This is a genomic window from Agrobacterium sp. 6Ca8 (assembly GCF_055382765.1).
Map to the genome: position 1 here is coordinate 2,526,200 of NZ_AP026433.1, position 26,506 is coordinate 2,552,705.

The window sequence follows — 26,506 nt, forward strand, 5'->3', positions numbered from 1 at the left end:
GGGTTTTTTTAAAAAAGGAGAAAGCCGGTGATTACGCGGCTTCTTCCTGAGAATCGTCCTCTTCGACGGCCTTGCCGCGCTTCGGACCCTTGGCAAGGTTGACTTCCACCAGGCGAACAGCCTCGGTTTCAGACATCTTGTTGACAGCAGCAATTTCGCGCGCCATGCGATCAAGAGCAGCTTCGTAAAGCTGACGCTCGGAATAGGACTGCTCCGGCTGGTTTTCCGCACGGTAAAGATCGCGCACAACTTCAGCAATCGCGATAAGATCGCCGGAATTGATTTTCGCATCATATTCCTGGGCGCGGCGCGACCACATGGTACGCTTCACACGCGCCTTGCCCTGCACCACTTTCAGCGCCCGCTCGACAAAATCGCCTTCGGAAAGCTTGCGCATGCCGATGCTCACGGCTTTAGCGACGGGAACTTTAAGACGCATCTTGTCTTTTTCGAAATCGATGACAAAAAGCTCAAGCTTCATGCCGGCAACTTCTTGTTCCTCGATGGCAGAAATGGTACCGACACCATGAGCGGGATACACAATCGCTTCACCGGTTTTGAAACCGTGATGTGCTGGAGATTTCTTCTGCTGGGTCGTCATTCGTTCTAAAAACTCCCTGTTACATACCCGGCAACGCCGGGGTTGGGTCGGTCAGGCCCTGATGAGACGGGGGAACCGTCAGGTGACTCCGCACTGGTCCAGCCGTGCACGCAAAAACACACCTTCCCGCATTGCGGGCTTCGATAACGTAAACGCTCGATATGTCACGGAAACCGCGTGCAAAAGAGGTGTTGCTTTCGTGGTGTTTTTGGGCACACAAATGCCACGCTGTGGATCAGTATCGTTGGTGTACCACAAAAATAGGCACAAATCAATAATTTGCTTCGACCGTGGCCGCAACATCACATGGCGGCCAAAGAACCACCTATAAATGGGCTACCGGAATACTGTCAAATGCTTCGTAACCGGTCCCTACCGTATGAGAAGCAAAAAAATTTCACTTCCCAACTGAAGAAACACGAAAGCCTCTTAAACTCTTCGTAATTACACGCCAATATCCGATTCGAATGAAAAGGCAAAATCCGCAAATTGACGGTGCTTTTTTACGTTAAAGTGTGATTTTTGGAGGAATCCACATCAAATGGGCTACAGAAATAATCCAAAACGCGAAAAACAGATCGAAAAAGCACGACAGCAGGCAATTGCCGAAAACGCGCCATTTCTTGATCCGGGTATACTCTATGGAAGAGCAAGCGCCGACGACATAGAATATTATTCCGCCGAAATGCTGGCCGCAAGCGCGGCGCACAGTTTCGAGGCTCTTTCGCGCTGGACTGGAGACGCGCCCCATATCAGCATCGCCCAGGTGGAGGGCGTCACCCCGCGGGATATTCCGGTAACGGTTCTGACGATTATCGGCCGCAATATGCCCTTCCTCTACGATTCTGTCATGGGTGAGGTCACAAGCAGCTATCGCGGCCTCTATCTCGCGGTCCACCCCATTCTGGTGCCGGATGCAACGGCGCAGGCGGGTTATCGCCTTGCGGAGCCTGATGACGATCCCGCCGGGAATATCAGCCTCATCCAGCTGCACATCGCCCCACTGACCCAGCAGGCCGCAACGGCGCTGGAAGAAAGATTGCTTTTCGTGCTGGCACAGGTTCAGTCCGCCTATAGGGACTGGCGGCCCATGCTGTCGAAACTCGACGAAGCCCTAGACGAATTGTCCAAACGCGGCTCCTCGCGGCGCAAGACCGAGCGCGCGGAAGCCGTCGAGTTTCTCAACTGGCTTCGCAACGACAATTTCACCTTCCTCGGCATGCGCGATTACACCTATTCCGGAACGGGAAAGAACGCGAAAATCGAACGAGGTGACGGCGTCGGCCTCGGCAGTCTGAGCGATCCGGATGTGCGCGTGCTGCGCCTTGGCAAGGACGCCGTGACAACGACGCCTGAAATCCTCGCCTTCCTCGACGGTCCGGATTTCCTCATCGTCACCAAGGCAAATGTGAAGTCCATCGTGCATCGCCGCGCTTATATGGATTATATCGGCATCAAGCGCTTCGACGAGGATGGGAATGTCATCGGTGAATTGCGCATCGTCGGCCTTTTCACCGCCACCGCCTATACGCGTTCGGTAAAGCACATCCCGCTGCTGCGTGCCAAAATTGCGGATGTCGAGCGGCATTTCGGTTTTGATCCGAACAGCCACTCCGGCCGCATTCTGCAGAACACGCTGGAAGCCTATCCGCGCGACGATCTCTTCCAGATCGAAACGGATCTTCTGATCCGCTTCATCGAGCAAATCATGGAACTGAGCGACCGCCCACGCGTGCGCGTCCTCGCACGTATCGACCGTTTCGACCGCTTCGTCTCGGCCATCATCTTCGTGCCGCGCGAGGAATACAATTCCTATGTGCGCGAGAAGATCGGCGACTATCTGAGCAAGGTCTATGACGGGCATATTTCCGCCTATTACCCGGCCTTCCCCGAAGGCGCTGTCGCCCGCGTCCATTTCATCGTCGGCCGCACGGAAGGCAAGACGCCGCGTATCGCCCAGGACAAGCTGGAGGATGCCGTCAGCGATATCGCAGCACGCTGGATAGACCATTTCGTTGCCCTTTCCGAACCGGGTGCACCGGTGCTGGAGGTGGATCAGGCCTATCAGGAAGCCTTCACGCCGGAAGAGGCGATTGGCGACATGGCGGATATTCTGGCCACTGTGAAGGGTGAGCCGGTCCGCATCGAATTTTACCAGCAGGAAGGCCAGTCAGCTGAGACGCTGTCGCTGAAGATCTTCCATCGGGATGGCCATCTACCACTGTCGCGCCGTGTGCCGCTGCTGGAAAACCTCGGTTTCAACGTCATCAGTGAGCGCACCTTCGACATCGGTGTCATCTCGGATGGCGAAAAGCGCGACATCGTGCTGCATGATATGGAACTCGCCGTCGCCAAGGGCGTGACGCTCGATCTGCCGCAATACGGACAGAAACTCGAAGAAGCATTCCTTGCTGCCTTCTCGGGCAAGGTCGATAATGACAACTTCAACCGGCTGATCCTTGCCTGCGGCCTTACCGTGCGCGAAGTGTCCGTCCTGCGCGCCTATGCCCGTTATCTGCGCCAGACCGGAATCGTTTATTCCCAGGAGCATATTTCCGAAACGCTCTTTAAATATCCGGCCATTTCACGGAATATTTTCGCGCTATTCAAGGCTGGCTTCGATCCGTCCATCGACGAGAAGAAGCGGCTGAAGAAACTGGCAGAGATGCACAAGACGATCGAAGCGGCATTGAGCGGTGTTCCCAATCTCGACGAAGACCGCACCTTGCGGCGTTATGTCAACGCCATCGACGCCACGCTTCGTACCAACTACTTCCAGAAAAACACCGATGGCACGCCGCGTGACCTGTTGGCGTTCAAGTTCGATCCCAAACATCTGGACGGCCTGCCCGATCCGCGTCCCTTCCGCGAAATCTTCGTCTACGGAACCGAAGTAGAAGGCGTGCATCTGCGCTTTGGCAAAGTGGCGCGCGGCGGTCTGCGCTGGTCGGATCGCGGCCAGGATTACCGCACGGAAGTGCTCGGTCTTGTCAAGGCGCAGCAGGTCAAGAATGCGGTGATCGTTCCCGTTGGCGCCAAGGGCGGCTTTTTCCCGAAGAACCTGCCTGTTGGCGGCTCTCGCGACGAGGTCTTCAATGCAGGCCGTGAAGCCTACAAGACCTATATCCGCACTCTTCTGTCCATCACCGACAATATCGTCGACGACGCCGTGGTACCGCCGGCCGATACGTTGCGGCTTGATGGTGACGATCCCTATTTCGTCGTCGCCGCCGATAAGGGGACCGCGACATTCTCCGATACGGCAAACGGCCTCGCCCACGACGCCGGCTTCTGGCTGGACGATGCCTTCGCATCGGGTGGTTCCGCCGGTTACGACCACAAGAAGATGGGCATCACCGCGCGCGGTGCCTGGGAAACGGTAAAGCGTCATTTCCGCGAAATGGACACCGACATCCAGACCACGCCCTTCACAGTGGCAGGTGTCGGCGACATGTCCGGCGACGTTTTCGGCAACGGCATGTTGCTGTCGGAAAAGATCAGGCTGATCGCAGCCTTCGATCACCGCGATATCTTCATCGATCCGGATCCCGATACCGACAAATCCTTCGCTGAGCGCAAGCGGCTTTTCGAATTGCCGCGCTCAAGCTGGCAGGATTACGACCGTTCGACGCTCTCAAAAGGCGCAATGATCATCTCGCGTTCCGAAAAATCGGTGACGCTGACGCCGGAAGCCGTCGCTGCCATCGGCATCGACAAATCCGTCGCTACACCCTTCGAGATCATGACCGCCATTCTGAAGGCGCCAACCGATCTTCTGTGGTTCGGCGGCATCGGCACCTATATCAAGGCGGCGGTGGAAACCAACGCCGAGGTGGGTGACAGGGCGAACGACCCCATCCGCGTCAACGCCACCGAGCTGCGCGCCAAGGTCATCGGCGAAGGCGCCAATCTCGGCATTACCCAGAAGGGCCGTATCGCCTATGCACTGGCGGGTGGGCGTTGCAATTCCGACGCCATCGACAACTCGGCCGGCGTGAATTCCTCCGACGTCGAGGTCAATATCAAGATCGCCCTCGCCTCCGCGGTCAATAGCGGTCGCCTGACGATGCCGAAGCGCAACCAGCTTCTTGCCTCCATGACGCCGGAAGTGGCGCAGCTGGTGCTGCGCAACAACTACCTGCAATCGCTGGCAATCTCGCTGACGGAGCGGCTTGGGCTTGCAAACCGGGAAGAACTCGGCCGCCTGATGAGCGCGCTGGAGGCAACCGGGCAACTGAACCGCAAGGTCGAAACCTTGCCGAGCAATGCCGAGCTCAGCGAAAGATATGCCACCGGCAAGCCGCTGACCCGGCCAGAAATCGGCGTGCTGCTTTCCTATGCCAAGCTGACACTGTTCGACGCTCTGGTGGCAAGCCCGCTGCCCGACGAACCCTATCTCCAGCATCTGCTCGCAGACTATTTCCCGGCCAAGATGCAGAAGAACTATGCAGACGATATAAAGGCGCATCGCCTGCACCGCGAAATCGTTGCGACAGCGCTCGCCAATGCAGTGGTAAACCGCGGCGGCCCTGGCTTCGTGCAGAAACTCGCCGATGCGAGCGGCCTCCTGTCGGCTGATGTCGTCAAGGCAGCGGTGATCGTGGAGGATGGTTTCGGCCTCAAACGTCTTTGGAGCGAGGTCGACGCGCTCGACGGAAAGATCGGCGGAGAAGTCCAGAACGGACTTTATGCCAAGATCACCCGCATCTACTCCGATGCAAGCAGGCTTTATCTGCAAACCGGGAGCGTGGGCGCTGGAACGAGCGACATGGCAACCGAAATCGAGCGCCTGAAAACTGCCATCAAGACGCTATCGCCGGCAGCGGCGAAATATCGCCGCGAGCTTGGCGTCACGGAAATCGACGGTGTTCCCTCTGGCCTTCTGGAAGAGCTGGATACGCTTTCCCTGCTGGTCTATGTGCCAGAGATCATGCGTATCGCCGAAAATGCGGGCACGACGCTTGCCCGCGCCGCCGAAAGCTACGCCACGGTCTCCTCGACCTTCCGTGTCGCGCGGCTGCTGGATGCCAGCCAGCGCATCACGCCGGCCGATCACTACGAGAGCCTGGCTCTTCTGCGCAGCCAAGACCAGATCGCCTTGTCGAGACGCCGGATCGTCATCTCGGCCCTCACCGAGTATTCGAAGGAAAAGGACCCGGTTCAGGCCTGGTATGCGGCCGACCGCGTGCGCGTCAACCGCATCGTCTCGGAACTCGGTGCACTGAGCGAAAGCGGCGATACCAACCTCGCCCGCCTGACAGTGGCGGCGGGGCTGCTTGGTGATATCGTTCAGACGCGCTGATCGACCATTCGCCAAACGCCATCCGGGTAACTGGCCCGGATGGCCATAAATGAAGCGTTTGCGCCGGCATCACGCATTTTATCCCCCATATCCGATAGGACGATGAATGACTGTCCCCTCCCCAAATGCGGAAACAGTGGTTGCCAAACGCGGCATCTGGGGCTGGGTCATGTTCGATTGGGCGGCACAGCCCTTTTTCACGGTCGTTACGACCTTCGTTTTCGGACCCTACTTTGTCGCCCGCCTCACCGATGATCCTATTTCTGCGCAGGCGACATGGAGCAACATGGCGACGGTCTCCTCGATCATCATCGCCCTCTTCTCCCCCATTCTCGGCTCCATTGCCGACCAATCCGGCGCGCGCAAACCGTGGATCGCCTTTTTTGCCGCCATCAAGATCGTCAGTCTTTTATTCCTCTGGTTTGCAGCACCGGGTTCGCCGATCATCCTGCCCATCGTCTGCATGATATTCGCATCCATCGCGGCGGAGTTTTCGATCGTCTTCAACGATTCCATGATGCCGCGACTGACCAATCCGCAGAATGTCGGACGCATTTCCAATCTCGCCTGGGGGCTCGGTTATCTCGGCGGCATGGTGGTGCTGATTGCCGTGGTGACGCTTCTGGCCGCAAATCCACAGACAGGGCTGACTATCGCCGGTATCAAGCCGCTTTTCGGTCTCGATCCCGCAACCGGCGAGGACGCCAGAATAACCGGCCCGATAGCCGCAATCTGGTATTTGCTCTTCATTCTGCCGATGTTTCTGCTGACCCCGGATGCGGACAGAGGCCTACCCTTCGGAGCGGCGATCCGCTCTGGTCTTGCGGAGCTCAAGACCACTCTGCGCGAACTTCGAGACAGACCCGTCCTGTTGCGGTTCCTGATTGCACGTATGCTTTATCAGGACGGCGTCAACGGCGTGCTCATTCTGGGTGGCGTATTTGCGGCGGGAATGTTCGGCTGGGCGACGATGGAAATCGGCCTCTTCGGCATCCTGCTCAACGTTGTCGCCATCGTGGGTTGCTTTGCGGCCGGGCGCGTCGATCAGAAACTTGGCTCGCGGATCACCATCCTCATTAGCCTGGTTCTTCTGCTCATCGCGACGGTCGGCATCGTCTCGACAGAAAAGGGCTCAACACTGTTTGGCTGGATCCAATTGTCGACAGCGGACAATGGCGGCATCTTCGCAACCGGCGCGGAAAAGGCCTATCTGCTCTATGGCATATTGATTGGCCTCGCCTTCGGTCCCGTTCAGGCCTCGTCGCGTTCCTATCTGGCGCGCAACATCACCATTGCCGAGGCGGGACGCTATTTCGGCATCTATGCGCTATCGGGCCGCGCCACCAGCTTCATGGCGACGCTGTCCTTTTCAATAGCAACCTACCTCAGTGGCTCTGCACATATCGGCATGGCCACTCTCATCGTTTTTCTGGGGTTGGGGTTTGTTCTGTTGCTGCGCGTCCCGGAACGGGCGGCAAACTGAAGAACCGGAGAGAGCATTTGAGGGGTCTCACCCGAAATGCTCAAGCCTCCTTCATAGCTGATCGAGTTTTTGCTGCAATGCGCGCAGCTGCGACTTCAGCTCATCGATTTCGGATGCATTCGGCTTGCGCGTTTCCTTGGGCGCCTGCGGCATTGCAAAAGGCGTGAACCCCTGCATTGCCTGCCGGAACAGTTCCGTATTGCGGCGGATCTGCTCTTCCATCATTTGCAGTGGAGCCTGGAAATTCCGGGCAAGCGACCCGTCACCGAACGCCTTGGCCATATGCTCCTGCATCTGGCTCTGCTGATCGGAGAAGGTTTTCATCGAATGTTCGAGAAATGTCGGAACGACCATCTGCATCTGGTCACCGTAATAGGAGATCAACTGCCGCAGAAACGCCGTTGGCAAAAGCGTATTGCCGGTTTTGGCTTCCTGTTCAACAATGATCTGCGTCAGAACCGCATGGGTGATGTCTTCGGATGATTTGGCGTCCTGAACCTTGAAGTCCTCGCCGCGTTTAACCATCTGCGCCAGATCATCCAGCGTCACATAGGTGCTGGTTCCGGTGTTGTAGAGCCGCCGGTTGGCATATTTTTTAATGATTGTTTCGCCGTCGTGTTTTGCCATGCCCGCCTCCTCGCGATGATGGTATTTTCTTGTTTTTTGGTGTTATTGCTCTTCCCGCGCGAAGTGTATGCGCAAAACAAGCCCCGTGACAAATGTTTTGTGCATCGCAACAGTTTGTTTTTTGCGCAGCAATTTTCCGCAAGATTCCGGCTTGATTTAGCAACATCTTTTAAAGCAACTTTCGGCATTTGACTTGTATTCAAAGCTTTGCCAGTCTCCGCCCGCAAGTGAGGAGAAACAGATGACGCCTTCAATCGTGATTGCCAGCGCTGCGCGCACTGCCGTCGGTTCTTTCAATGGTGGCTTTGCCAATACGCCCGCCCACGAACTTGGGGCAACCGTCATCAACGCCGTCCTGGAGCGCGCCGGTGTCGCAGCCCATGAGATCGATGAGGTCATCCTTGGTCAGGTGTTGACGGCAGGCGAAGGGCAGAACCCGGCGCGGCAGGCGGCAATGAAAGCCGGCATTCCGCAGGAAGCAACCGCCTTCGGCATCAATCAGCTATGCGGTTCCGGCCTGCGCGCTGTCGCACTCGGCATGCAGCAGATCGTTACCGGCGACGCGGCCATCATCATTGCCGGCGGGCAGGAATCCATGTCCATGGCGCCCCATTGCGCCCATTTGCGCGGTGGCGTGAAGATGGGCGATTTCAAGATGATCGACACCATGCTGAAAGACGGCCTGACGGATGCCTTTTACGGCTACCACATGGGCATAACCGCCGAGAACATCGCCCGGCAATGGCAGCTTTCCCGTGATGAACAGGACCAGTTCGCTGTCGCATCGCAAAACAAGGCCGAAGCCGCGCAGAGCGCCGGCCGTTTTGCAGATGAGATCGTGGCTTTCTCGGTCAAGGGCCGCAAGGCAGATATCATCATCGATGCTGACGAACATATCCGTACCGGCGTCTCGCTGGAAACCATGGCAAAGCTGCGCCCCGCCTTCGACAAGGAGGGCACGGTAACGGCCGGCAACGCCTCCGGCCTCAATGATGGCGCGGCTGCCACACTTCTGATGTCGGAGCAGGAAGCGGCAAAGCGCGGTATCAAACCGCTGGCGCGCATCGCCTCCTGGGCGACGGCGGGTGTCGATCCGCAGATCATGGGAACCGGCCCCATCCCCGCCTCACGCAAGGCGCTGGCCAAGGCAGGCTGGTCGATCGGCGATATCGGCCTCGTTGAGGCCAACGAAGCCTTTGCCGCACAGTCCTGCGCTGTCGTGCGTGAGCTTGGTCTTGATCCTGATATCGTCAACGTCAATGGCGGTGCGATTGCCATCGGCCATCCGATTGGCGCATCCGGCGCCCGTGTGCTGAACACGCTGATTTTCGAGATGCGTCGCCGCAACGTATCGAAGGGGCTCGCGACGCTCTGCATCGGCGGCGGCATGGGTGTTGCCATGTGCATCGAGGCGCTCTGAAAACCGCCGTGCGGCCTTCCAAAAAGCAATTCCGGTTCAGCGGCCAATAGGGTAGAAGCGGTCTCCCATTGGCCGCATTTCTGTGGCCCTTGAGCACGGCTAAAACAGTTCAGGAAATGGAGGCCATATGAGCCGGGTTGCGTTGATTTCGGGCGGGACAAGCGGCATAGGCGCAGCAATAGCCCGCGCCTTGCAGGCAGCCGGCTACCAGGTGGCCGTCAATTACGCCTTCACGACCGATAGGGCAGAGGCCTTCCAGAAAGAAACCGGCATCCCCGCGTTTCAATGGGACGTGCGAGACTATGATGCCTGCGTGAAAGGCATAGCCCAGGTTGAAGAGGCCTTCGGCCCCGTCGAGGTTCTCGTCAACAATGCCGGCATCACCCGCGATGCGATGTTTCACAAGATGACACCGCAGCAATGGCGCGAGGTGATCGACACCAACCTCACCGGCGTCTTCAACATGACGCATCCCGTCTGGCCGGGTATGCGCGACCGCGGCTTCGGTCGCATCGTCAATATTTCCTCCATCAATGGCCAGAAGGGCCAGGCTGGCCAAGTCAACTATTCCGCCTCAAAGGCTGGCGATATCGGCTTCACCAAGGCGCTCGCCCAGGAAGGCGCAAGCCGCAACATTACCGTCAACGCCATCTGCCCCGGTTACATCGGCACGGAGATGGTGAGGGCTATACCGGAGAAAGTGCTAGCCGAGCGGATTGTGCCGCAAATCCCGGTCGGGCGCCTGGGCGAACCGGAAGAAATCGCGCGCTGCGTCCTGTTTCTCGTGTCGGACGAGGCGGGTTTCATAACCGGCTCCACGATGACCGCAAATGGCGGGCAATATTTCGCCTGAGATCGGCACCCCTTCTAACGGGAAGGAAGCAGGTAAACTTTTCGTGATTTCCGCCCTGATAATATCGCCACGCACAAAAACTTGATCGAAAAATACCGCAATATAGGAACTGCTAAACTAATGAAAATACGACAGTTTTCGTATAGTTTAGAATGAATCCAGAGTTCACTTTCGGATATCCTCGGAGGTTTTTCTTGACAGTGGGTGTCCTGTTTTGGTTTAAGAACGAAAACAACGTGTTGCGTCATACAGGCAGTCGATCATGCTGGTTTGCAGCTGCAATTACATCACCGACCACGATATCCGGGACGTCATTAACGAGCTCCTCGATGAGGACTGTTGGCAGCTTATCGTTCCGGCAAAAGTGTATCATGCCATGGAAAAACGTGGCCGCTGCTGCGGCTGTTTCCCAACTGTCGTCGACCTGATCATACAGACAACCGAAGAATATCACGCCCGTCGCCACTCGACGGAAGCAGATGTTTTTGATTTTATGTCCCGCTTGAAGCGATTCCATGAAGAGAACAGGAGAGCGGACATTGAAAGGCGACACAAGAGTCATCGAGCGGCTTAATGAAGCCCTTTTTCTAGAACTCGGTGCGGTAAACCAGTATTGGCTTCACTACCGACTTCTGAATGACTGGGGCTACACCAAGCTTGCAAAGAAGGAGCGTGCGGAATCCATCGAAGAGATGCAGCACGCCGACAAGATCATCGATCGTATCATTTTCCTGGAAGGCCATCCCAACCTCCAGACCCTGGCTCCCCTGCGCATCGGTCAGAACGTCAAGGAAGTGCTCGAAGCCGATCTGGCGGGCGAATATGACGCACGGACGTCCTACAAGAAATCGCGCGACATCTGTTCCGAGGCCGGAGACTATGTCTCGATGAAGCTGTTCGAAGCACTGCTGATCGACGAGGAAGGTCACATCGACTTCCTTGAGACCCAGCTCGAACTGCTCGGCAAGATCGGTGCGGAAAAATACGGCCAACTCAACGCCGATTCCGCCAACGAAGCAGAATAAGCTCTCGCAATCGACCAAAGAAAAGGCGGCCAGTGGCCGCCTTTTTTATTACTTGCCGGCAAGGTGCCGGAATTCCGCAACCACTTTCTCGTAGACCGCGCGCTTGAAGGGCACGATGAGCTCCGGCAGGCTTTCCATCGGCTTCCAGTCCCAGGCGTCGAATTCAGCCGTATGCCCTGTTGGAGGTGGGTCGATCTGGATTTCGCTTTCGTCGCCATCGAAACGGAAGGCAAACCAGCGTTGCGCCTGCCCCCGATACTTGCCTCTCAGGCCGATGCCGATCAGTTCGGACGGCAGATCATAATGGATCCAGTCGCTCGCTTCCGCCAGCAACGTCACCGTTTTCATCCCCGTCTCTTCGTAAAGTTCGCGAATGGCGGCCGTCAAAGGCCGTTCACCGTCATCGATGCCGCCCTGCGGCATCTGCCACAATTGCGGTGAACCGTCATATTCCGAATTGCCTTCCCTGATGCGCCGGCCGGCCCAGACAAGGCCTTCGGCGTTCAGAACCATAATCCCCGCACAGGGACGGTAAGGCAAATCTTCTGCTTTGATTGTCATTGGAAACCCGCACTGTCTGCGCGCCGAAAAGGCGCTAAGGAATGGCCGCGCAGAAGGTTTACTGCCCCGCCTGCTGCGAAACAAGCGCAGAAACACCAACGATCTCGATACCGCGGCCGCCCGCCTCCCGCGACCACTTCGAGATTGCAGCGATGCTTTCGTCAAAAGCCGAGGCAACGCCGATCGCCTGACCGTTACGTCGCGCGATCCGCTCCAATTCGTCCAGCTTGCGCAGGATAGTGGCTTCGGTGACCTCACCGTCAAGCAGAACATCGGCAAAGCCCTGCGGCGCGGAAATGGCTTTGGCAATCCCGCCGCTCAGCGACTGCGCCGAAGAGGCATCGTCCAGAAAAAGCAGCCCGCGCTTGCCGATATCGCGCATGACTGGCTCCAGCGCCGCCTGCTCGGAAAGGAAACGCCCGCCGAGATAATTCATGATGCCAGTATAATTGGTAATTTTCGCCATGGAGCGATGCAGCCGGTCGATATTGACCTTCGCGGGATCGCCCGCCAGCAGCGTGTCCGGGCCGGGATTGGTGCCGGGATACCCGAAGGGCTCCAGCGGTATCTGGAGAAGGATTTCATGCCCCTCACGGCGTGCTTCCTGCAGCCAGCGCTGCAGGCTGTTGCCGCTTGCAGCAAAACCGAGCGTCACCTCCGGCGGCAGTTCCCGGATCGCCTTTTGCGAACCCGTCTGGCTGAGGCCGAGACCACCGACCACGATCGCCACCCGGGTGCCGCGTGCGCCGGACCACGGCCGGGCATATTGCTCCATCGGCCGCAAACCATCGGCACCGACGACGGGCAATCTGCCGAATGCGGTTTCTTCCAGCAATGCATCATTGGGCCGCGTGGCCATGCGCGGATCCTGACCGTAGGTCTGGCCGCTCATCAGCACCGGTCCGTCGCTGTCACGGGGGCGAGGAGAATAGACCGATACCACATTGCCATCCGGCATCGTCGCCCGATTTATATTCGCGCCGGATCGGCCGCTTTCCGCCTTCAGACCGGCCGTGTCGTTAGGATCCGCCACATCATCGGCTGCTGCTGTTTTCGGAGCATCTTCAGGGAGCTGGGGCTGGGTGTCCGGCCCGGAAGCCGTCTTCTGCAGATTGCCGGGCGACAGGGCCGTATAGACGGAAAGCCCGCCGATCGTCAGAACTGCAAGCGCGGACAGAACCATAATGACGGAAAAGCGCCGGTTGATACCGGCGCTTTTTTTCTGTCGACCCAGAAGCGGTTTTCGCAGGTCAGAAGGCAATGAACGATCCGTCCAAACGGTTAGGCAATCGAGAAAATGCGCCGGCTGGCCGGCGCATCCATCTTACTGCTTGTTGACCACAGCCTTGTCCGGGTTCGGCGGGAACGACGGATCGGTCTTGGCACCGCGCAACAGATCCAGCGCATAATTCAGCTGGATATCGTCCTTGGCTTCCGGCGGAACGTAAGCGGAAGAACCCGAACCTTCGTCCGTTTCGCTCTGGCCCTTGATATGGCCGGTCAGGCTGGATTCACCTTCGGTCGTGACACGGCCCTGCAATTCCGGCGGCAGCGGCTGTTCGACCTTGATATCAGGCGTAATGCCCGTGCCCTGGATCGATTTGCCAGACGGCGTGTAATAAAGCGCCGTGGTCAGACGCAGCGCGCCGGCCTCGCCGAGCGGGATGATCGTCTGGACCGAACCCTTGCCGAAGGAGCGCGTGCCGACCACAGTCGCGCGGCGCAGGTCCTGCAGCGCACCGGCGACGATTTCAGACGCCGAAGCAGAGCCACCGTTGATGAGCACGATAACCGGCTTGCCATCGGTCAGATCGCCAGCCGTTGCATTGAAGCGACGGGTCTCGTCCGGGTTACGGCCACGGGTCGAAACGACTTCGCCACGCTGGAGGAAGGCGTCGGAAACATTGATCGCCTGATCGAGCAGACCACCGGGGTTGAGACGCAGATCGAGCACGTAGCCCTTCAGCTTGTCAGCCGGCACATCCGTCTTGATCTTCTTGATCGCCTTTTCGAGATCGTCATAGGTCTTCTCGGTAAATGAGATGACGCGGAGATAACCGACATCGCCCTCGACACGGGACTTGACCGCGCGTACGGCAATGACATCACGCATGACGGTGAATTCGAGCGGTTTATCGGCGCCCTGGCGGATGATCGTCAGCTTGATCGGCGTCTTGACCGCGCCGCGCATCTTCTCGACCGCCTGCTCCAGCTTCAGACCGCGAACCGGCGTACCGTCGATTTCCGAAATATAGTCGCCGGCAAGAATGCCTGCGCGCGAAGCCGGCGTGTCGTCCATCGGCGAGATGACTTTGACCAGTTCATTTTCCATGGTCACTTCGATGCCGAGACCGCCGAACTCACCCTTGGTCTGGGTGCGCATGTCGTTGGCGTCCTTGGCATTCATGAAGCTCGAATGCGGATCAAGCGAGCTGAGCATGCCGTTGATGGCATTTTCGACCAGCTTCTCGTCATCCGGCGGCGTCACATATTGCGCACGCACACGTTCGAACACGTCGCCAAAGATTGACAGTTCCTTATAGGTCGAAGGCCCGGCCGCCTGTGCCGGCATGCTCGCCGAATAAATCACACTCATCGCCGTGGCGCCCATAAGCCCACCGATAAGGAGAAGCGAAACCTTACGAATCATTGTGCGCCCTTCCGGTATTTTTTGCGGTCCACCAAGGTTGGGAATCAACCGGCACACCATCTTTCCTGAACTCAATGTAGAGCGTTGGCCGGTCGGTTTCCAGCGCCAATGCTGCTGCACTCGCTACTCTTTTTGCACCCATGGAGGCGATTGGCTCTCCGGAGAACACAAACATTCCCTGTCGTGTCCTCACATTGTCCATTCCCGTCATGACCACATGGTATCCGTCACCCGTATTGAGGATGATCATTCGGCCGTAACTGCGAAAATCTCCGGCAAATACAACAAAGCCGTCTGCGGGTGCCGTCACGATGGCCTCGGGCCCGGTCGCGACGACAATTCCCTTGGAAAAGTGGCCCGTACCATCCGCATCGCCGAACCGGCGCAACACATCTCCAGCCACCGGCAGGTCCAGCTTTGCCTTCAAACTCGCGAAGGGATATGCGGGCGCAATACGGTTTTTATCGGGCATTCCCGCCTCGGCTGCGGCACGCTCCTTCTCACGTTCCGCTTCGGAAAGACGGGCCACGCGCTGCTCTTCCGCACGCGCCCTTTCCATAGCTTCCCGCACCGAGCTGATCTCACTTTCAAGCGAACCGACCAGACCCTCGAGGCTGGTCGCCTTGCTTGCAAGCTCCTCGGATCGCTTGCGTTCCGCCTCCAGCGCCGCGGCCGTCTGCGAATTTCTGCGGTCGTTTTCAGCAAGCAGCAGGTCGAGGCGTTTTTCCTCTTCCAGACTTGCCGTCATCATACCCGTAAGATCGTCCTTTTCGCGAGCGATTGCCTGCCTGACGTCGGTCAATTCTTTGAGAGCAGAAACCAGCTTGTCGGTCTCACCGCGAATGCCGGGAACGACAGCACCGAGAAGAATGGCGCTGCGCACCGAAGCCAGCGCATCATCAGGCGAAACGAGAAGGGCGGGGGGAGGGTTTCTGCCCATACGCTGCAGCGCCGCCAGAACCTCCGCCAGCACACCACGCCTCTCGCGCAGTGATGCCTTGACGCCATCTTCGCGGACCGAAAGCTTGGCCAGACGATCCTCGCCATCGCTGATCTTGGTTTCCAGCGCCTTGCGGCGCGCAGCCGATGCTATCAGCTCGTCGCGGATACGGGCGCTATCCTGATTAAGGGAAGCAATGCTTTCTTCGAGATTTCGGGTCTTGTCTTCCGAAAGTCCGATGCTGTCGACCAGCTCTTCCAAATCCTGGCGGTTCTGATCACGGCGCTTTTCCAGCGTCTGAAGCGCCTCCGGCGACGTATCACCCTCACCAGCAGGCGCGGCACCCGCATCATCGCGCGAAAAGGCGCGTTCAACGGGGGAAATCCCCAGGACAAGGACAGCGAAAACCGCGCCCGCAAGGGCAGCGTGGCGTTTTCGTTGAGACCTCTTGTCCATTTGAACTTTCTTTGATGCCGAAGCAGGAGCGCCGATATTAGGGATTTTGCCCCAATCTTCCAAGAGGCCAGAAACAGGCTGGCTTCAAAGCCTTCACGCCTTTCCGTCTCGCGAAGCTTCATGTTGAAATTGAGACAATTTTCCACATGAAGATCACGCTCAAACGCGATGATAGGGATGACCGGAGAGGATGGTGACGGCGCGGTAAAGCTGTTCGGCGATCAGAATACGAACGATCTGGTGCGGCCATGTGAGCTTGCCGAGATTAAGAACGGCCGCCGCTCTGTCGTAAAGTGCAGGATCTAGGCCGTCGGCGCCACCAATCGCTATCACGAGGTCGCGCTTGCCGCTATCACGCAGATCGCCAAAAAATGAGGCAAAGGCCGGGCTATCCAGCGCCTTGCCGCGCTCGTCCAGCAGCACGAGCACGGTACCATCAGCCAGATGTTTTTCCAGCATTGCCGCTTCTTCGCGCTTGCGCGTCTCCGCGTTCGATGCCCGGCTTTCCGCGACCTCGATCACGCGCGAAAACTCCAGCCCGATCGTCGGGCCGGTCTTGGCAAGGCGTTCGATATAACGGGTCGCAAGATCCTTTTCTGGGCCGGATTTCAGCCGTCCCACCGCAAAAATCGAAATCCGCATCGCAAACCTGCATCCATCGTGACCCAACAGGGTCACGCTCTTAACAGCATACCCTACGGATTCCTATGCGGCCGGCTTTCTTTCCGACCACACACATCGACCCGAAATCAAAAATGATATTCGGGAGGCCCGATGTGCGACGTCAAAGGCTCACCGCATCAATGCAGCGTGTCTTCCGGCATTTCCGGCGTCGCCCACATTTTTTCAATGTTGTAGAAGACACGGATTTCCGGACGGAACACATGAACGATGATATCGCCGGTATCGATCAGCACCCAATCTCCGGTCTCCAGACCTTCGACGCGGGCGCTTCCAAACCCTTCATCCTTCATATCCTTGAGAAGATGCTCGCAGATCGCCGAGACATGCCTGTTCGATCGCCCGGAGACCACCACCATGTAGTCCGCAAGCGCCGATTTGCCGGCAATGTCGAGAGATACGATATCTTCAGCCTTGGAGTCCTCGAGGCTCGCGAGGACGGTTTCGAGGGCGTGGTCGGCGGCATCGGCGCCACTGTCCTGACCCTTCGGGATAGCAACAAATGCTCTTCCCTTGGCGTGTACTGTTGTCAGAGGTTTTCCCTTTCCAAGAATGACAAAACAGGCACTGGCGACGCGAATCTGTGCGTCACCAGATTAAGGTGGCACCAAAGCATTAACTTTTCAAGATATGGAGCCTTCAACGGCTGTCGCATACATCATTTGTGATTATTGCGGAGCGCCGTCGAACTGAGCGTGGAACGCGGACCATGGATAAAGACCCAGGCAGGCGCCTTTTTTTTCCACAAAACACCCGCATCATCCTCATCGATCCGCGCCTGGCTATAGGCCTGCGCCATGGTGGAGGAGAGGTAGGAGAGGGTGGAACCCGGCCGGTCGATCACCGCAATCGGAAAGGTCTCGGCAATCCTTCGCCATTGTTGCCAGCGATGGAAGCTTTTCAGATTGTCGGCTCCCATGATCCAGATGAAGCGAACATGCGGATTTTTTGCTTTCACCTTGGCAAGCGTATTGGCCGTGTAGCTGATCCCCAGCGATTTTTCAAAAGCCGTCACCTTGATGCGGGGATCGCTGACCAGCCTTTCGCAGGCAGCGATACGATCCTCCAGAGACGCCAGTTCCGAGCGGCTTTTCAGCGGATTGCCTGGCGTCACCATCCACCAGAGCTGGTCTAGACCCAGCCTGCGAAGCGCTATTTCGGCAACAAGGGCATGGCCGGCATGCGGCGGATTGAAGGAGCCGCCAAACAGCCCGACGACCATGCCGCGCTCCGCATGCGGCATGGTGAGATAACGTCTGTCGAGGCGTGTTTCGACCAGCAACTATCAGGTCCGCGTCTGACCGGTGCCATGCACGCGGTATTTGAACGACGTGAGCTGCTCGACACCAACCGGGCCGCGTGCATGCATCTTGCCCGTGGCGATGCCGATTTCCGCACCCATTCCGAATTCACCGCCATCGGCAAATTGCGTGGAAGCGTTATGCAGCAGAATGGCCGAATCGAGTTCGTTGAAGAAACGCTCGACCACCGCTGGGTCCTCGGCGATCACCGCCTCCGTGTGGTTGGACGAATAGGTGCTGATGTGCTCGATCGCGCCGGAAATACCGTCCACGACAGCAACCGAAATGATCGCATCGAGATATTCGGTGCGCCAGTCATCTTCCGTTGCGGCTTTCAAGCCCTCGACAACATTACGCACGGCCTGCGAACCGCGTACTTCACAACCGGCCTCGATCAGGCCCTTGACGAGCGGTTCAAGATGCGTGGCAACAACAGCGGCATCCACCAGCAGCGTTTCCGCCGCGCCGCAAATGCCGGTGCGGCGCATCTTCGCATTCACGACGATGCGTTTCGCCATGTCGAGATCGGCCGATCCGTCGACATAGATATGGCAAATACCTTCCAGATGCGCAAAGACCGGAACCCGCGCCTCAGACTGCACCCGCGCAACCAGGCTTTTGCCGCCGCGCGGCACAATCACGTCAACCGCGCCATTCAATCCACCAAGAAGCGCGCCCACGGCAGCGCGGTCGGTGACCGGCACCAGCTGAATGGCATGCTCGGGAAGGCCGGCAATCTTCAGGCCCTCGACGAGGCAGGCATGGATAGCACGCGATGAATGTTGCGAATCCGAGCCGCCGCGCAGGATGACCGAATTGCCCGCCTTGAGGCAGAGCGCGCCGGCATCTGCCGTCACATTCGGACGGCTTTCGTAAATCACGCCGATGACGCCAAGCGGCGTGCGCACGCGCTCGATCATCAGACCGTTCGGGCGATCCCAGGCGGCAATAACTTCGCCAATCGGATCAGCCAGCGCGGCAACCGAGCGGATGCCTTCGGCGATACCGGCGATCCGCGCATCGTCAAGCGTAAGCCTGTCGATGAAGGAAGCGGCAAGGCCGCTATTATCCGCCGCCGCCAGATCTTTCCTGTTGGCGGCAAGGATCGTTTCCCTCGACGCCTCGATGGCGGACGCCATGGCGAGAAGCGCACGGTTTTTCTGATCCGTACCTGCGATGGACAACGGTCGCGAAGCAGCTTTTGCCTGTGCACCGATGGTCATCATCAGTGCATCAATATCATGGCTCTGCTTCACGGCCTGTTCAGGCATGGACCTCATCCTTTTCAGTATTTTTAACTTTCACGGCGGCACCCGTCATCACCAGATCGTCACGGTGGATCATCGCCGCACGCCCGACATAGCCAAGTATCGCCTCGATCTCGTTGGACTTGTGACCGATGATAAGACGCGCCTCTTCCGCATCGTAGCCTGCAAGGCCGCGCGCGACCTCTCGGCCTTCAACGCCGATAATGGCAATCGCATCGCCGCGTCCAAAATTGCCCTTCACCACCCGCACGCCCGCCGGAAGCAGGCTTTTACCGGCATAGAGCGCTTTTTCCGCACCCGCATCCACATGAATCTCACCTGCCGGCTGCAACTGACCGGCAATCCAGGTCTTTCGCGCCGTCACCGGTGTGCCTGATGGCGCAAACCACGAGGAGCGGGCGCCGTTTTCGATGGCCTTCAACGGATTGAGCGTCTTGCCGGAAGCGATGATCATGCCGCAGCCGGCAGCGGTCGCGATCTTGCCGGCATCGATCTTGGTACGCATGCCGCCGCGTGAAAGCTCGGAAGCCGCACCGCCTGCCATGGCCTCAATCTCGGGCGTAATATCTGCAATCGTCTCAAGGAACTTCGCATCCGGATCAAGATGCGGCGGAGCCGTGTAAAGCCCGTCAATATCAGACAGCAATACCAGAAGATCGGCACCGGTCATGGTGGCCACGCGGGCGGCCAGACGGTCATTGTCGCCGTAGCGGATTTCGGTGGTTGCCACCGTGTCGTTTTCATTGATGATCGGAATGGCACCGATCTTCAGCAGCTGGTTGATGGTGGCGCGCGCATTGAGGTAACGGCGGCGCTCCTCGGTGTCGGACAGCGTGAGCAGAATCTGGCCAGCGACGATCTCATGCCGCGACAGGCTTTCCGACCATGCCCGCGCCAGAGCGATCTGACCAACGGCCGCCGCTGCCTGGCTTTCCTCCAGCTTCAATGCGCCGGAGGGCAGACCGAGCACCGTGCGGCCGAGCGCGATGGCGCCAGAAGACACCACCTGAACATCTGCGCCGTTTTTCTTCAGCGCAGCGATGTCCTCGCAAATGGCGTCGAGCCAATCTTTCTTGAGCCCGCTTTTCCGGTCCACCAGAAGTGCCGAACCGATCTTGATGACGATCCGGTGGTGGCTACCCAGCGGTTTGCGGGTGAGGCTCATAGGCGATCGTCCTCTTCCTCGGCCTCGCTATCCACAGGCATTGAGCGGTCGGGAAGGGCGGTCTCGCCGCCATTGCTTGCCGAGACGATGATATCGCGAAGGGCGCGCAGCGCCTCCGTCATACCAATGTGGGCAGCGGCAGACAGAAGGAGCGGAGGACGGCCGCAGGCCTTTTCCAGTTCCTTTGCCTTCTTTTTCAGTTCTTTTTCGTCCAGCACGTCGATTTGCGACAGCGCCACGATTTCCGGCTTGTCGGTCAAGCCGCCGCCATAGGCATCCAGTTCGGCCTTGACAGTCTTATAGGCCTGCCCGACCTTTTCTTCCTGCGCGGAGACGAGATGCAGAAGCACACGGGTGCGCTCTACGTGGCCAAGGAAACGGTCGCCGATGCCCACACCCTCATGCGCGCCTTCGATCAGGCCGGGAATATCGGCCAGCACGAATTCACGGCCGTCGATGGTCGCAACGCCGAGGTTCGGATGCAGCGTCGTGAAAGGATAATTGGCGATCTTCGGCCGCGCGCGCGTCACGGTCGCGAGGAATGTCGACTTACCTGCATTTGGCAGACCAACGAGACCGGCGTCAGCGATCAGCTTCAGGCGAAGCCAGAGCGTCTTTTCTTCGCCAGCAAGGCCCGGATTGGCATGGGTCGGCGCCTGATTGGTCGAAGACTTGAAATAGGCGTTGCCGAAACCGCCGTTACCGCCAGCGGCAAGACGAAAACGCTGGCCTTCCTTTGTCAGGTCGACGATCAGCGTCTCGTTGTCTTCCTCGAAAATCTGCGTGCCCACAGGCACTTTCAGAACCACGTCGGAACCCTTGGCGCCGGTGCGGGTCTTGCCCATGCCGTGCTGTCCGATCGAGGCCTTGAAATGCTGCTGGAAGCGGAAGTCGATCAGCGTGTTAAGACCGTTGACCACCTCGATCCAGACGTCGCCGCCGCGTCCGCCATCGCCGCCATCAGGGCCGCCGAACTCGATGAATTTTTCGCGCCGGAAGGAAACGGCGCCCGCGCCGCCATCACCGGACTTGATATAGATTTTTGCTTCATCGAGAAATTTCATCGGACTGCCGTTCTGTCGGTTTGCGGGCACATCAGCTCAAGGCGTTGTGCCAAACAAAAATATCGTCGTTTCGAATACAAGCGCTTCTCCACAAGGTCAAAGACTATCGTGCGGGAAGCGCCTGCGTGAGACAAGGCCGGTTTGCGGCAACCGGCCTTGTTTTGATTGTCAGCCGTGCTGCGGAACGAAATCCTCAGCCGTGATCGCCGTATCGATATGCGCCACCATCGCAGCACGCGCCGTGGCGTAAATCTGGTGGCAGCCGGTCACCCGGAAGCCCAGTTTTTCCTGCACGCGCAGCGAAGCCGGATTATCCGCAAACACACCGGAATGGAGAACCACACCGGGCATGCGGCGGAAGAACCGCTCGACCACGGCGGCCACCGCCTCGGTCATGTAACCCTTGCCCCAGTAGAACCGGTTCAGCCAGTAGCCGAGATGCCACTCGCCGTGCCGCAATTCGACCGAGACGACGCCGATGAGTGTATCGTCACCGCTTGTGATGGCGAAATCCCAATCGGGCAGGGTGCCTGAAGTGCGCAGGACCAGCCATTCCAGCGCATCCTGTCGATGATACGGGGCGGGAACACGGGCCAGCATCCTGGTCACGGCAAAATCGCCAAGCGATTCCGCGATGCTGCCAGCATCGGAAAGCCGCTGCGGACGCAGCACCAGACGCGACGTCTCGATGACCGGGCAGGGGCCGGGCGGCGCGACCGTCGCAGTTGCCCGGTGACGGGTAAGCTCGATCGTGCTCATCCCATGTCCCCCCAGCTCTTCAGCGAAACCCAGGTCTTGCGGTCCAGCCTGTACCATTCTACCGGTACCATGCCACCCAATGCCAGCGAACCGACCATGCCGGAGCCCTGGAACTGGAAACCGCACTTCTGGATGACCCGGCGCGAGGGGATGTTGGTGACCCGGCAGCGGGCATCGATCTGGTCGATTTCACGCGTGCGGAAGGCCATGTCGATCAGCGCATGCGTGGCTTCGGTCATGTAGCCCCGGTTCCAGTAGGGTTCCCCCAGCCAGTAACCGATTTCCAGCGTCTTTTCGTCTTCCTGCGGTTCAAGCGCGCAGCAACCCAGAAACTCGCCATTGTCCATGCGGGTAATCGCATAGACGCACTTGCCGATCTCGCCAGCATTGGTGCGTCGCACGAAGTCCGCGGCGTCTTTGGCCGTGTACGGGTGCGGCATACGCGACACCATGGTCGCGATATTGGCATTGTTGGCAAGATGGGCAAGGGCGTCGATGTCTTCTTCGTGAGGCTTACGTAAAACCAGCCTCTGCGACAGTAAAACGGGGCAATCGCTCCTCGACCGATCGGGCCTCGGCCGCTCTTCGGGTGACCGTGATTGGTCAACCCTCAACAATTCAGCTTGCATGGTTCAGTCCCTCCTGGGGGTTAAAGAAAAAGGGGAGTTGGGTGGTACCCCATCTCCCCTGTTTTCTTGACTGAACCTGATACGTCTCAGCCGGGTCGATGGGACACCGGCTGCATATGACGCTTACCGGCTTATTCTGCGGCTTCCGCTTTCGGGGCCACGGATACGAATACGCGGCCGTTGGCCTTCGTACGGAAGTTCACGTTACCTGCGGTCAGTGCGAAAATCGTGTGGTCCTTGCCGATGCCAACGTTGGCGCCCGGATGCCACTGGGTTCCGCGCTGACGCAGAATAATGTTGCCTGGAATGACAGCTTCGCCGCCGAACTTCTTTACGCCAAGGCGCTTGGATTCGGAATCGCGACCGTTACGCGAGGAACCGCCAGCTTTTTTGTGTGCCATTGGAGTTCTCCTTTAAACCTTGTTTCCCGTGTCGCGCCGATCAGGCAGCAACGATGTCCGTGATGCGGACGACAGTGTGATGCTGACGATGGCCGCGCGAACGCTTGGAGTTCTGACGACGACGCTTCTTGAAGGCGATGACCTTCTTGCCGCGATTGTGCTCGACAACTTCAGCCTTGACGACGGCACCCTTGACAAAGGGAGCACCGAACTGAGCGTCGGCGCCTTCGCCGATCACGAGAACTTCGGTGAATTCTACGGTTGCGCCTGCCTCTGCTTCCAGCTTTTCGATGGTCAGCACGGCATCGGCCGCTACGCGGTACTGCTTACCGCCGGTCTTGATGACTGCGAACATTTGTTATCCTTTCATGTTCGTTCCGGCTCTGCCCGCCAAAGCAAGCTGGCCGTCTTTTTATCAGTCGGAGTAGCGGAAATCCGTCAGGACTGAATGCCCTTTTGAAAGTCTGCCGGTGAAGCCGCCTTTGAGGGGCGGAATAAACAGAAGGCGCAATACGCCATCAATTTGGGTGCGAATTACGCGAGACATCAGTTTATGTCAAGATGACGGATGTTTGAAAAGTAACTCTAACGCCAAGAATTTCATGCTTTTTTGGCAAGCGAAGCAGTCAGGTCTCGAAATTTGCGCAGCAAGTGTTTATATGGGCCTTCAACAAGGAGCAGAAATGGCCCGCATAGACCAGACCGACGATTGGCGGGACCGCCATGCGCCGACACTTTCCGCCTTCGAGTCGCTTGCGATCGAGGCATATGGCCACCTGCCAGAAGAATTCCGTGCGTTGACCAAGGATCTCGTCATCGAGATCTCGGATTTCCCGACAGACGAAGTGTTCGAGGACATGGCGCTCGAAACACCGTTCGACCTGTTAGGATTGTTCGAGGGGCGCGGTATCTCCGAACGTTTCACCATGGAAACCGGCGAGATGGTGAACCGCATCACGCTTTATCGCCGCCCCATTCTCGACTACTGGGCCGAGAACGAAGAAACGCTGGGCGATATCATCACCCATGTCCTCATCCACGAGATCGGCCACCATTTCGGCCTGTCGGACGACGACATGGAGCGGATCGAAGAAAGCGCCGACGAGGCCGCCGCGGAGCGCTGAGAAACCCGGCACCGAGAAACTGTGATACCGGGTCCTCAAGCTACTAGTGATCGCGTCTCATTGAGAGTGCGATCGTCTCACTACCCACCAGGCGTTTGCGCTTAATTACTTCATTTACCCGCCCCGGGTTTACGCCGTAAGAAGCTGCAATGTGGTGCTGAAACTCGCCGCCCCAATAACGCAGCCAAATCTCTATCGCGTCTTTTTCGGTCAATCTGTAAGACTGTTGATGCATGTGGTTGTCCTCTTAGGCTTCAGCCTTGGACAAACTTGACAGAAGAGTCTGAGAGCGTATTTTGCTCAATGCGTATGCTGATCCGCAAGCCGTCCAAGGTATTGTGGTTTCGACACGGAGCCGGGGGTGCAACCTCGGCTTTGTCGTGCCAGCTCAGAGATCGTCTCTAGCTTGTAAATATATGTTCGGACTCGATATTTTGAGTCGAGCTCAGGATAAAATCCTCAATTCGTTCACTTTATGTTCCGTGATAAATTTATCTGGTAGATACTGAAAAGTCGCGAATTTTGTCTTTCAAAAACAGGCAGTTATTATTTTCACGCACATTCCGAGTAGGGACTGTGAATAAAACTCCTACTATTCGATTTTACCGAGTAAAGGCCAAAAAAATCGAGCGAATCAGGTAAGCAGATCCGAATCACTCGATTTGTACTTGGATCATTGCTCGCCGAGCTTCATATCCGGATGGTATTCCTTGCCCTCGACCACCTTGGTCACGGCCTGGCCGCAATGCATGATACCGCTGGCGGCGTTGAAGGCATAGCTGGGTGAACCGGCAAGTTCCCATCCCTTGTTCAGCGCTTCGGTGACCCGGTGACAGAACTTTGCGTCATCGGGACCGGTTATGAAACGATAGACCTTCACGTTTTTTTGCCTTTCGTTGTGCGATGATACCGGCCATGGCGACCAGCCTTTCGGCCTGCCCCACATGCAGCCGTTCGATCATTCGCCCGTTCATGTTGATGACGTTCAATTCCACAGATTCGGGTTTTACGAAAGCGGCAATAATCTCCTTGGCTTCCGCGACCATCGCCTCATCAGGAGCGAAGTGTCGATTGGCCGGCTCGATCTGGGCCGGGTGGATCAGCATCTTGCCATCGAAGCCCATGGCGCGGCCCTGCTCGCATTCACCGGCAAAAGCCGCGAGATCACGAAAATCATTCGAAACGCTGTCGATGACATCAAGCCCGTAGGCGCGGGCGGCGAGCACCACCTGCATCATCCACGGCACAAGATAGGTTCGGCCGGGCAGGGCCGGAACCCGTGTTTCCTTGCGCAGATCATTGAGCCCGATGACAAAGGCGGCAAGCCGCGCATCCGGCGTATGGGCAGCGTCGGCGATAGACGCGGCATTCAAGACACCAAGCGGAGTCTCGATCATCGCCCAGATTTTCAAACCCTGCGGCGCATCCGCCTCCGCCAGAAGGTCGGCAACCTCATGAATATCGGCCGGCTGCTCCACCTTGGGCAACAAAACCGCATCTGGCCGACAGGAAAGCACAAGCTTCAGATCCGCCTGCCCATCCGGCGTAGAGAGCGGATTAATGCGAATAATGGTCTCGCATCCGGCAAAAGGCGCGTCAGAAAATAGCCTGTCCAGATTTTCCCGAGCCTTGTCCTTCATGTCGGGCGCGACGGAATCCTCCAGATCGAGGATCACGCCATCGCAATCGAGATCGCGGATTTTTTCGAGCGCCCGGACATTGATGGCCGGAACCGACAGCAGCGAACGGCGCGGTCTCACAGGAATATTTTCGAAAAAATTAGTCATGCCGCACTTGTGTCAAGCTTTTGTGACATCTGCAACACGACAATCCACTGAATCCTCTTGCAAGCCGGAAGAAGAAGGCCCACATTCGTCTGGAAAGAAAGGTTGAATCATGCAAGGCATCCGTTCATTTTTCATTGCCGCATCCGGCATCGCACTTCTGGCTTTGGTGGCTCTTTTTACCGCCTCGCTTACGGTCGCTTTTATCGGCGTGCTCGCCGTTCTCAGCGCTGCCCGTCTGCTTTCGGCGCGTATGAAGCCGGCACCCATTCCGGTCAAGCCCCGCAACCAGCGCGATATGCGCGTCTGGAACGACGGCAAAGGCACGATCATCGATCTCTGAGATCGTTAATCCGGTCAAAATGCGAGAACGCTGCACGCGGCGTACCGAAGAATGCGGGTTTGCGCTTCT

General features: G+C 57.8%; 25 protein-coding genes and 1 pseudogene. 8 read left to right on the forward strand and 18 right to left on the reverse strand.

Annotation, left to right across the window (positions count from 1 at the left end; genetic code table 11):
• Positions 1-31: 31 nt before the first annotated feature.
• On the reverse strand, positions 32-601 hold the full coding sequence (locus ACZ5A6_RS12310; RefSeq protein WP_003492641.1) for a CarD family transcriptional regulator: 570 nt from the start codon (positions 599-601) through the stop codon (positions 32-34).
• Positions 602-1,142: 541 nt separating this feature from the next.
• Here ACZ5A6_RS12310 and ACZ5A6_RS12315 point away from each other — a divergent pair.
• Positions 1,143-5,903 carry an NAD-glutamate dehydrogenase gene (locus ACZ5A6_RS12315; protein ID WP_174060549.1) on the forward strand — a complete coding sequence of 1,587 codons (4,761 nt, stop codon included), beginning with the start codon at positions 1,143-1,145 and terminating at the stop codon, positions 5,901-5,903.
• A 106-nt stretch (positions 5,904-6,009) separates the two neighbouring features.
• On the forward strand, positions 6,010-7,386 hold the full coding sequence (locus ACZ5A6_RS12320; RefSeq protein WP_174060550.1) for an MFS transporter: 1,377 nt from the start codon (positions 6,010-6,012) through the stop codon (positions 7,384-7,386).
• Between the two features lie 51 nt (positions 7,387-7,437).
• Here the strand turns inward: ACZ5A6_RS12320 and phaR are convergent, their stop codons facing one another.
• Entirely contained in the window at positions 7,438-8,013 is a 576-nt protein-coding gene (gene phaR / locus ACZ5A6_RS12325; RefSeq protein WP_003516476.1) for a polyhydroxyalkanoate synthesis repressor PhaR, read from the reverse strand.
• Positions 8,014-8,254: 241 nt separating this feature from the next.
• Here phaR and ACZ5A6_RS12330 point away from each other — a divergent pair, with 241 nt between their 5' ends.
• From ACZ5A6_RS12330 to bfr, 4 genes are all read left to right on the forward strand, one after another.
• Positions 8,255-9,433, forward strand: a complete 1,179-nt coding sequence (locus ACZ5A6_RS12330; protein ID WP_038492527.1) for an acetyl-CoA C-acetyltransferase — start codon at positions 8,255-8,257, stop codon at positions 9,431-9,433.
• A 127-nt stretch (positions 9,434-9,560) separates the two neighbouring features.
• Positions 9,561-10,286 carry an acetoacetyl-CoA reductase gene (phbB, locus tag ACZ5A6_RS12335; protein ID WP_013636970.1) on the forward strand — a complete coding sequence of 242 codons (726 nt, stop codon included), beginning with the start codon at positions 9,561-9,563 and terminating at the stop codon, positions 10,284-10,286.
• Between the two features lie 262 nt (positions 10,287-10,548).
• A complete protein-coding gene (locus ACZ5A6_RS12340) occupies positions 10,549-10,860 on the forward strand; it encodes a (2Fe-2S)-binding protein (protein ID WP_013636971.1) in 312 nt (103 codons plus the stop codon).
• On the forward strand, positions 10,826-11,311 hold the full coding sequence (bfr, locus tag ACZ5A6_RS12345; protein ID WP_003516472.1) for a bacterioferritin: 486 nt from the start codon (positions 10,826-10,828) through the stop codon (positions 11,309-11,311). The genes ACZ5A6_RS12340 and bfr overlap by 35 nt, the downstream gene beginning before the upstream one ends.
• Before the next feature lie 48 nt (positions 11,312-11,359).
• Here the strand turns inward: bfr and ACZ5A6_RS12350 are convergent, their stop codons facing one another.
• The 14 genes and pseudogenes from ACZ5A6_RS12350 to rplU all read right to left on the reverse strand — a co-directional run bounded on the left by ACZ5A6_RS12350 (position 11,360) and on the right by rplU (position 23,541).
• Positions 11,360-11,872 (reverse strand): RNA pyrophosphohydrolase, encoded by a 513-nt coding sequence (locus ACZ5A6_RS12350; RefSeq protein WP_174060551.1) that lies wholly within the window; start codon positions 11,870-11,872, stop codon positions 11,360-11,362.
• Positions 11,873-11,930: 58 nt separating this feature from the next.
• Positions 11,931-13,133 carry a divergent polysaccharide deacetylase family protein gene (locus tag ACZ5A6_RS12355; RefSeq protein WP_174060552.1) on the reverse strand — a complete coding sequence of 401 codons (1,203 nt, stop codon included), beginning with the start codon at positions 13,131-13,133 and terminating at the stop codon, positions 11,931-11,933.
• Positions 13,134-13,196: 63 nt separating this feature from the next.
• Entirely contained in the window at positions 13,197-14,522 is a 1,326-nt protein-coding gene (locus ACZ5A6_RS12360; protein WP_003516467.1) for a S41 family peptidase, read from the reverse strand.
• On the reverse strand, positions 14,512-15,918 hold the full coding sequence (locus tag ACZ5A6_RS12365; protein WP_035198824.1) for a murein hydrolase activator EnvC family protein: 1,407 nt from the start codon (positions 15,916-15,918) through the stop codon (positions 14,512-14,514). The genes ACZ5A6_RS12360 and ACZ5A6_RS12365 overlap by 11 nt, the downstream gene beginning before the upstream one ends.
• Positions 15,919-16,077: 159 nt before the next feature.
• Entirely contained in the window at positions 16,078-16,560 is a 483-nt protein-coding gene (rlmH, locus tag ACZ5A6_RS12370) for a 23S rRNA (pseudouridine(1915)-N(3))-methyltransferase RlmH (protein ID WP_174060553.1), read from the reverse strand.
• Positions 16,561-16,718: 158 nt separating this feature from the next.
• A pseudogene (gene rsfS, locus ACZ5A6_RS12375) lies at positions 16,719-17,163 on the reverse strand (ribosome silencing factor).
• A 94-nt stretch (positions 17,164-17,257) separates the two neighbouring features.
• Positions 17,258-17,842, reverse strand: coding sequence for a nicotinate-nucleotide adenylyltransferase (locus tag ACZ5A6_RS12380; RefSeq protein WP_075807713.1), 585 nt, complete (start codon positions 17,840-17,842; stop codon positions 17,258-17,260).
• A 42-nt stretch (positions 17,843-17,884) separates the two neighbouring features.
• On the reverse strand, positions 17,885-19,171 hold the full coding sequence (locus ACZ5A6_RS12385; protein WP_174060554.1) for a glutamate-5-semialdehyde dehydrogenase: 1,287 nt from the start codon (positions 19,169-19,171) through the stop codon (positions 17,885-17,887).
• Positions 19,164-20,333, reverse strand: coding sequence for a glutamate 5-kinase (proB, locus tag ACZ5A6_RS12390; protein WP_003516458.1), 1,170 nt, complete (start codon positions 20,331-20,333; stop codon positions 19,164-19,166). The genes ACZ5A6_RS12385 and proB overlap by 8 nt, the downstream gene beginning before the upstream one ends.
• The gene (gene obgE, locus ACZ5A6_RS12395) at positions 20,330-21,397 is read right to left on the reverse strand and encodes a GTPase ObgE (RefSeq protein ID WP_003516456.1); all 1,068 of its coding nucleotides are present in this window, start codon (positions 21,395-21,397) and stop codon (positions 20,330-20,332) included. The genes proB and obgE overlap by 4 nt, the downstream gene beginning before the upstream one ends.
• A 168-nt stretch (positions 21,398-21,565) precedes the next feature.
• On the reverse strand, positions 21,566-22,156 hold the full coding sequence (locus tag ACZ5A6_RS12400) for a GNAT family N-acetyltransferase (protein ID WP_003516454.1): 591 nt from the start codon (positions 22,154-22,156) through the stop codon (positions 21,566-21,568).
• Complete coding sequence (locus ACZ5A6_RS12405; RefSeq protein WP_003516453.1) at positions 22,153-22,785, reverse strand: GNAT family N-acetyltransferase; 633 nt, start codon at positions 22,783-22,785, stop codon at positions 22,153-22,155. Before ACZ5A6_RS12405 ends, ACZ5A6_RS12400 begins: the two co-directional genes overlap by 4 nt.
• Before the next feature lie 131 nt (positions 22,786-22,916).
• Positions 22,917-23,186, reverse strand: coding sequence for a 50S ribosomal protein L27 (gene rpmA, locus ACZ5A6_RS12410; RefSeq protein ID WP_003492686.1), 270 nt, complete (start codon positions 23,184-23,186; stop codon positions 22,917-22,919).
• 40 nt (positions 23,187-23,226) lie between these two features.
• Positions 23,227-23,541 (reverse strand): 50S ribosomal protein L21, encoded by a 315-nt coding sequence (gene rplU, locus ACZ5A6_RS12415; protein ID WP_174060555.1) that lies wholly within the window; start codon positions 23,539-23,541, stop codon positions 23,227-23,229.
• A gap of 328 nt (positions 23,542-23,869) precedes the next feature.
• Between rplU and ACZ5A6_RS12420 the strand changes: the two genes are divergently transcribed.
• Positions 23,870-24,310 carry a metallopeptidase family protein gene (locus tag ACZ5A6_RS12420; protein ID WP_003516449.1) on the forward strand — a complete coding sequence of 147 codons (441 nt, stop codon included), beginning with the start codon at positions 23,870-23,872 and terminating at the stop codon, positions 24,308-24,310.
• 673 nt (positions 24,311-24,983) lie between these two features.
• Here the strand turns inward: ACZ5A6_RS12420 and ACZ5A6_RS12425 are convergent.
• A complete protein-coding gene (locus ACZ5A6_RS12425; RefSeq protein WP_019565981.1) occupies positions 24,984-25,190 on the reverse strand; it encodes a DUF1737 domain-containing protein in 207 nt (68 codons plus the stop codon).
• Positions 25,156-26,097: an HpcH/HpaI aldolase/citrate lyase family protein gene (locus tag ACZ5A6_RS12430; protein WP_174060556.1), complete on the reverse strand. Its 942-nt coding sequence runs from the start codon at positions 26,095-26,097 to the stop codon at positions 25,156-25,158. Before ACZ5A6_RS12430 ends, ACZ5A6_RS12425 begins: the two co-directional genes overlap by 35 nt.
• A gap of 109 nt (positions 26,098-26,206) precedes the next feature.
• On the opposite strand from ACZ5A6_RS12430, the gene ACZ5A6_RS12435 reads away from it, so the two are divergent.
• On the forward strand, positions 26,207-26,437 hold the full coding sequence (locus tag ACZ5A6_RS12435; protein ID WP_003516445.1) for a hypothetical protein: 231 nt from the start codon (positions 26,207-26,209) through the stop codon (positions 26,435-26,437).
• Positions 26,438-26,506: the final 69 nt, after the last annotated feature.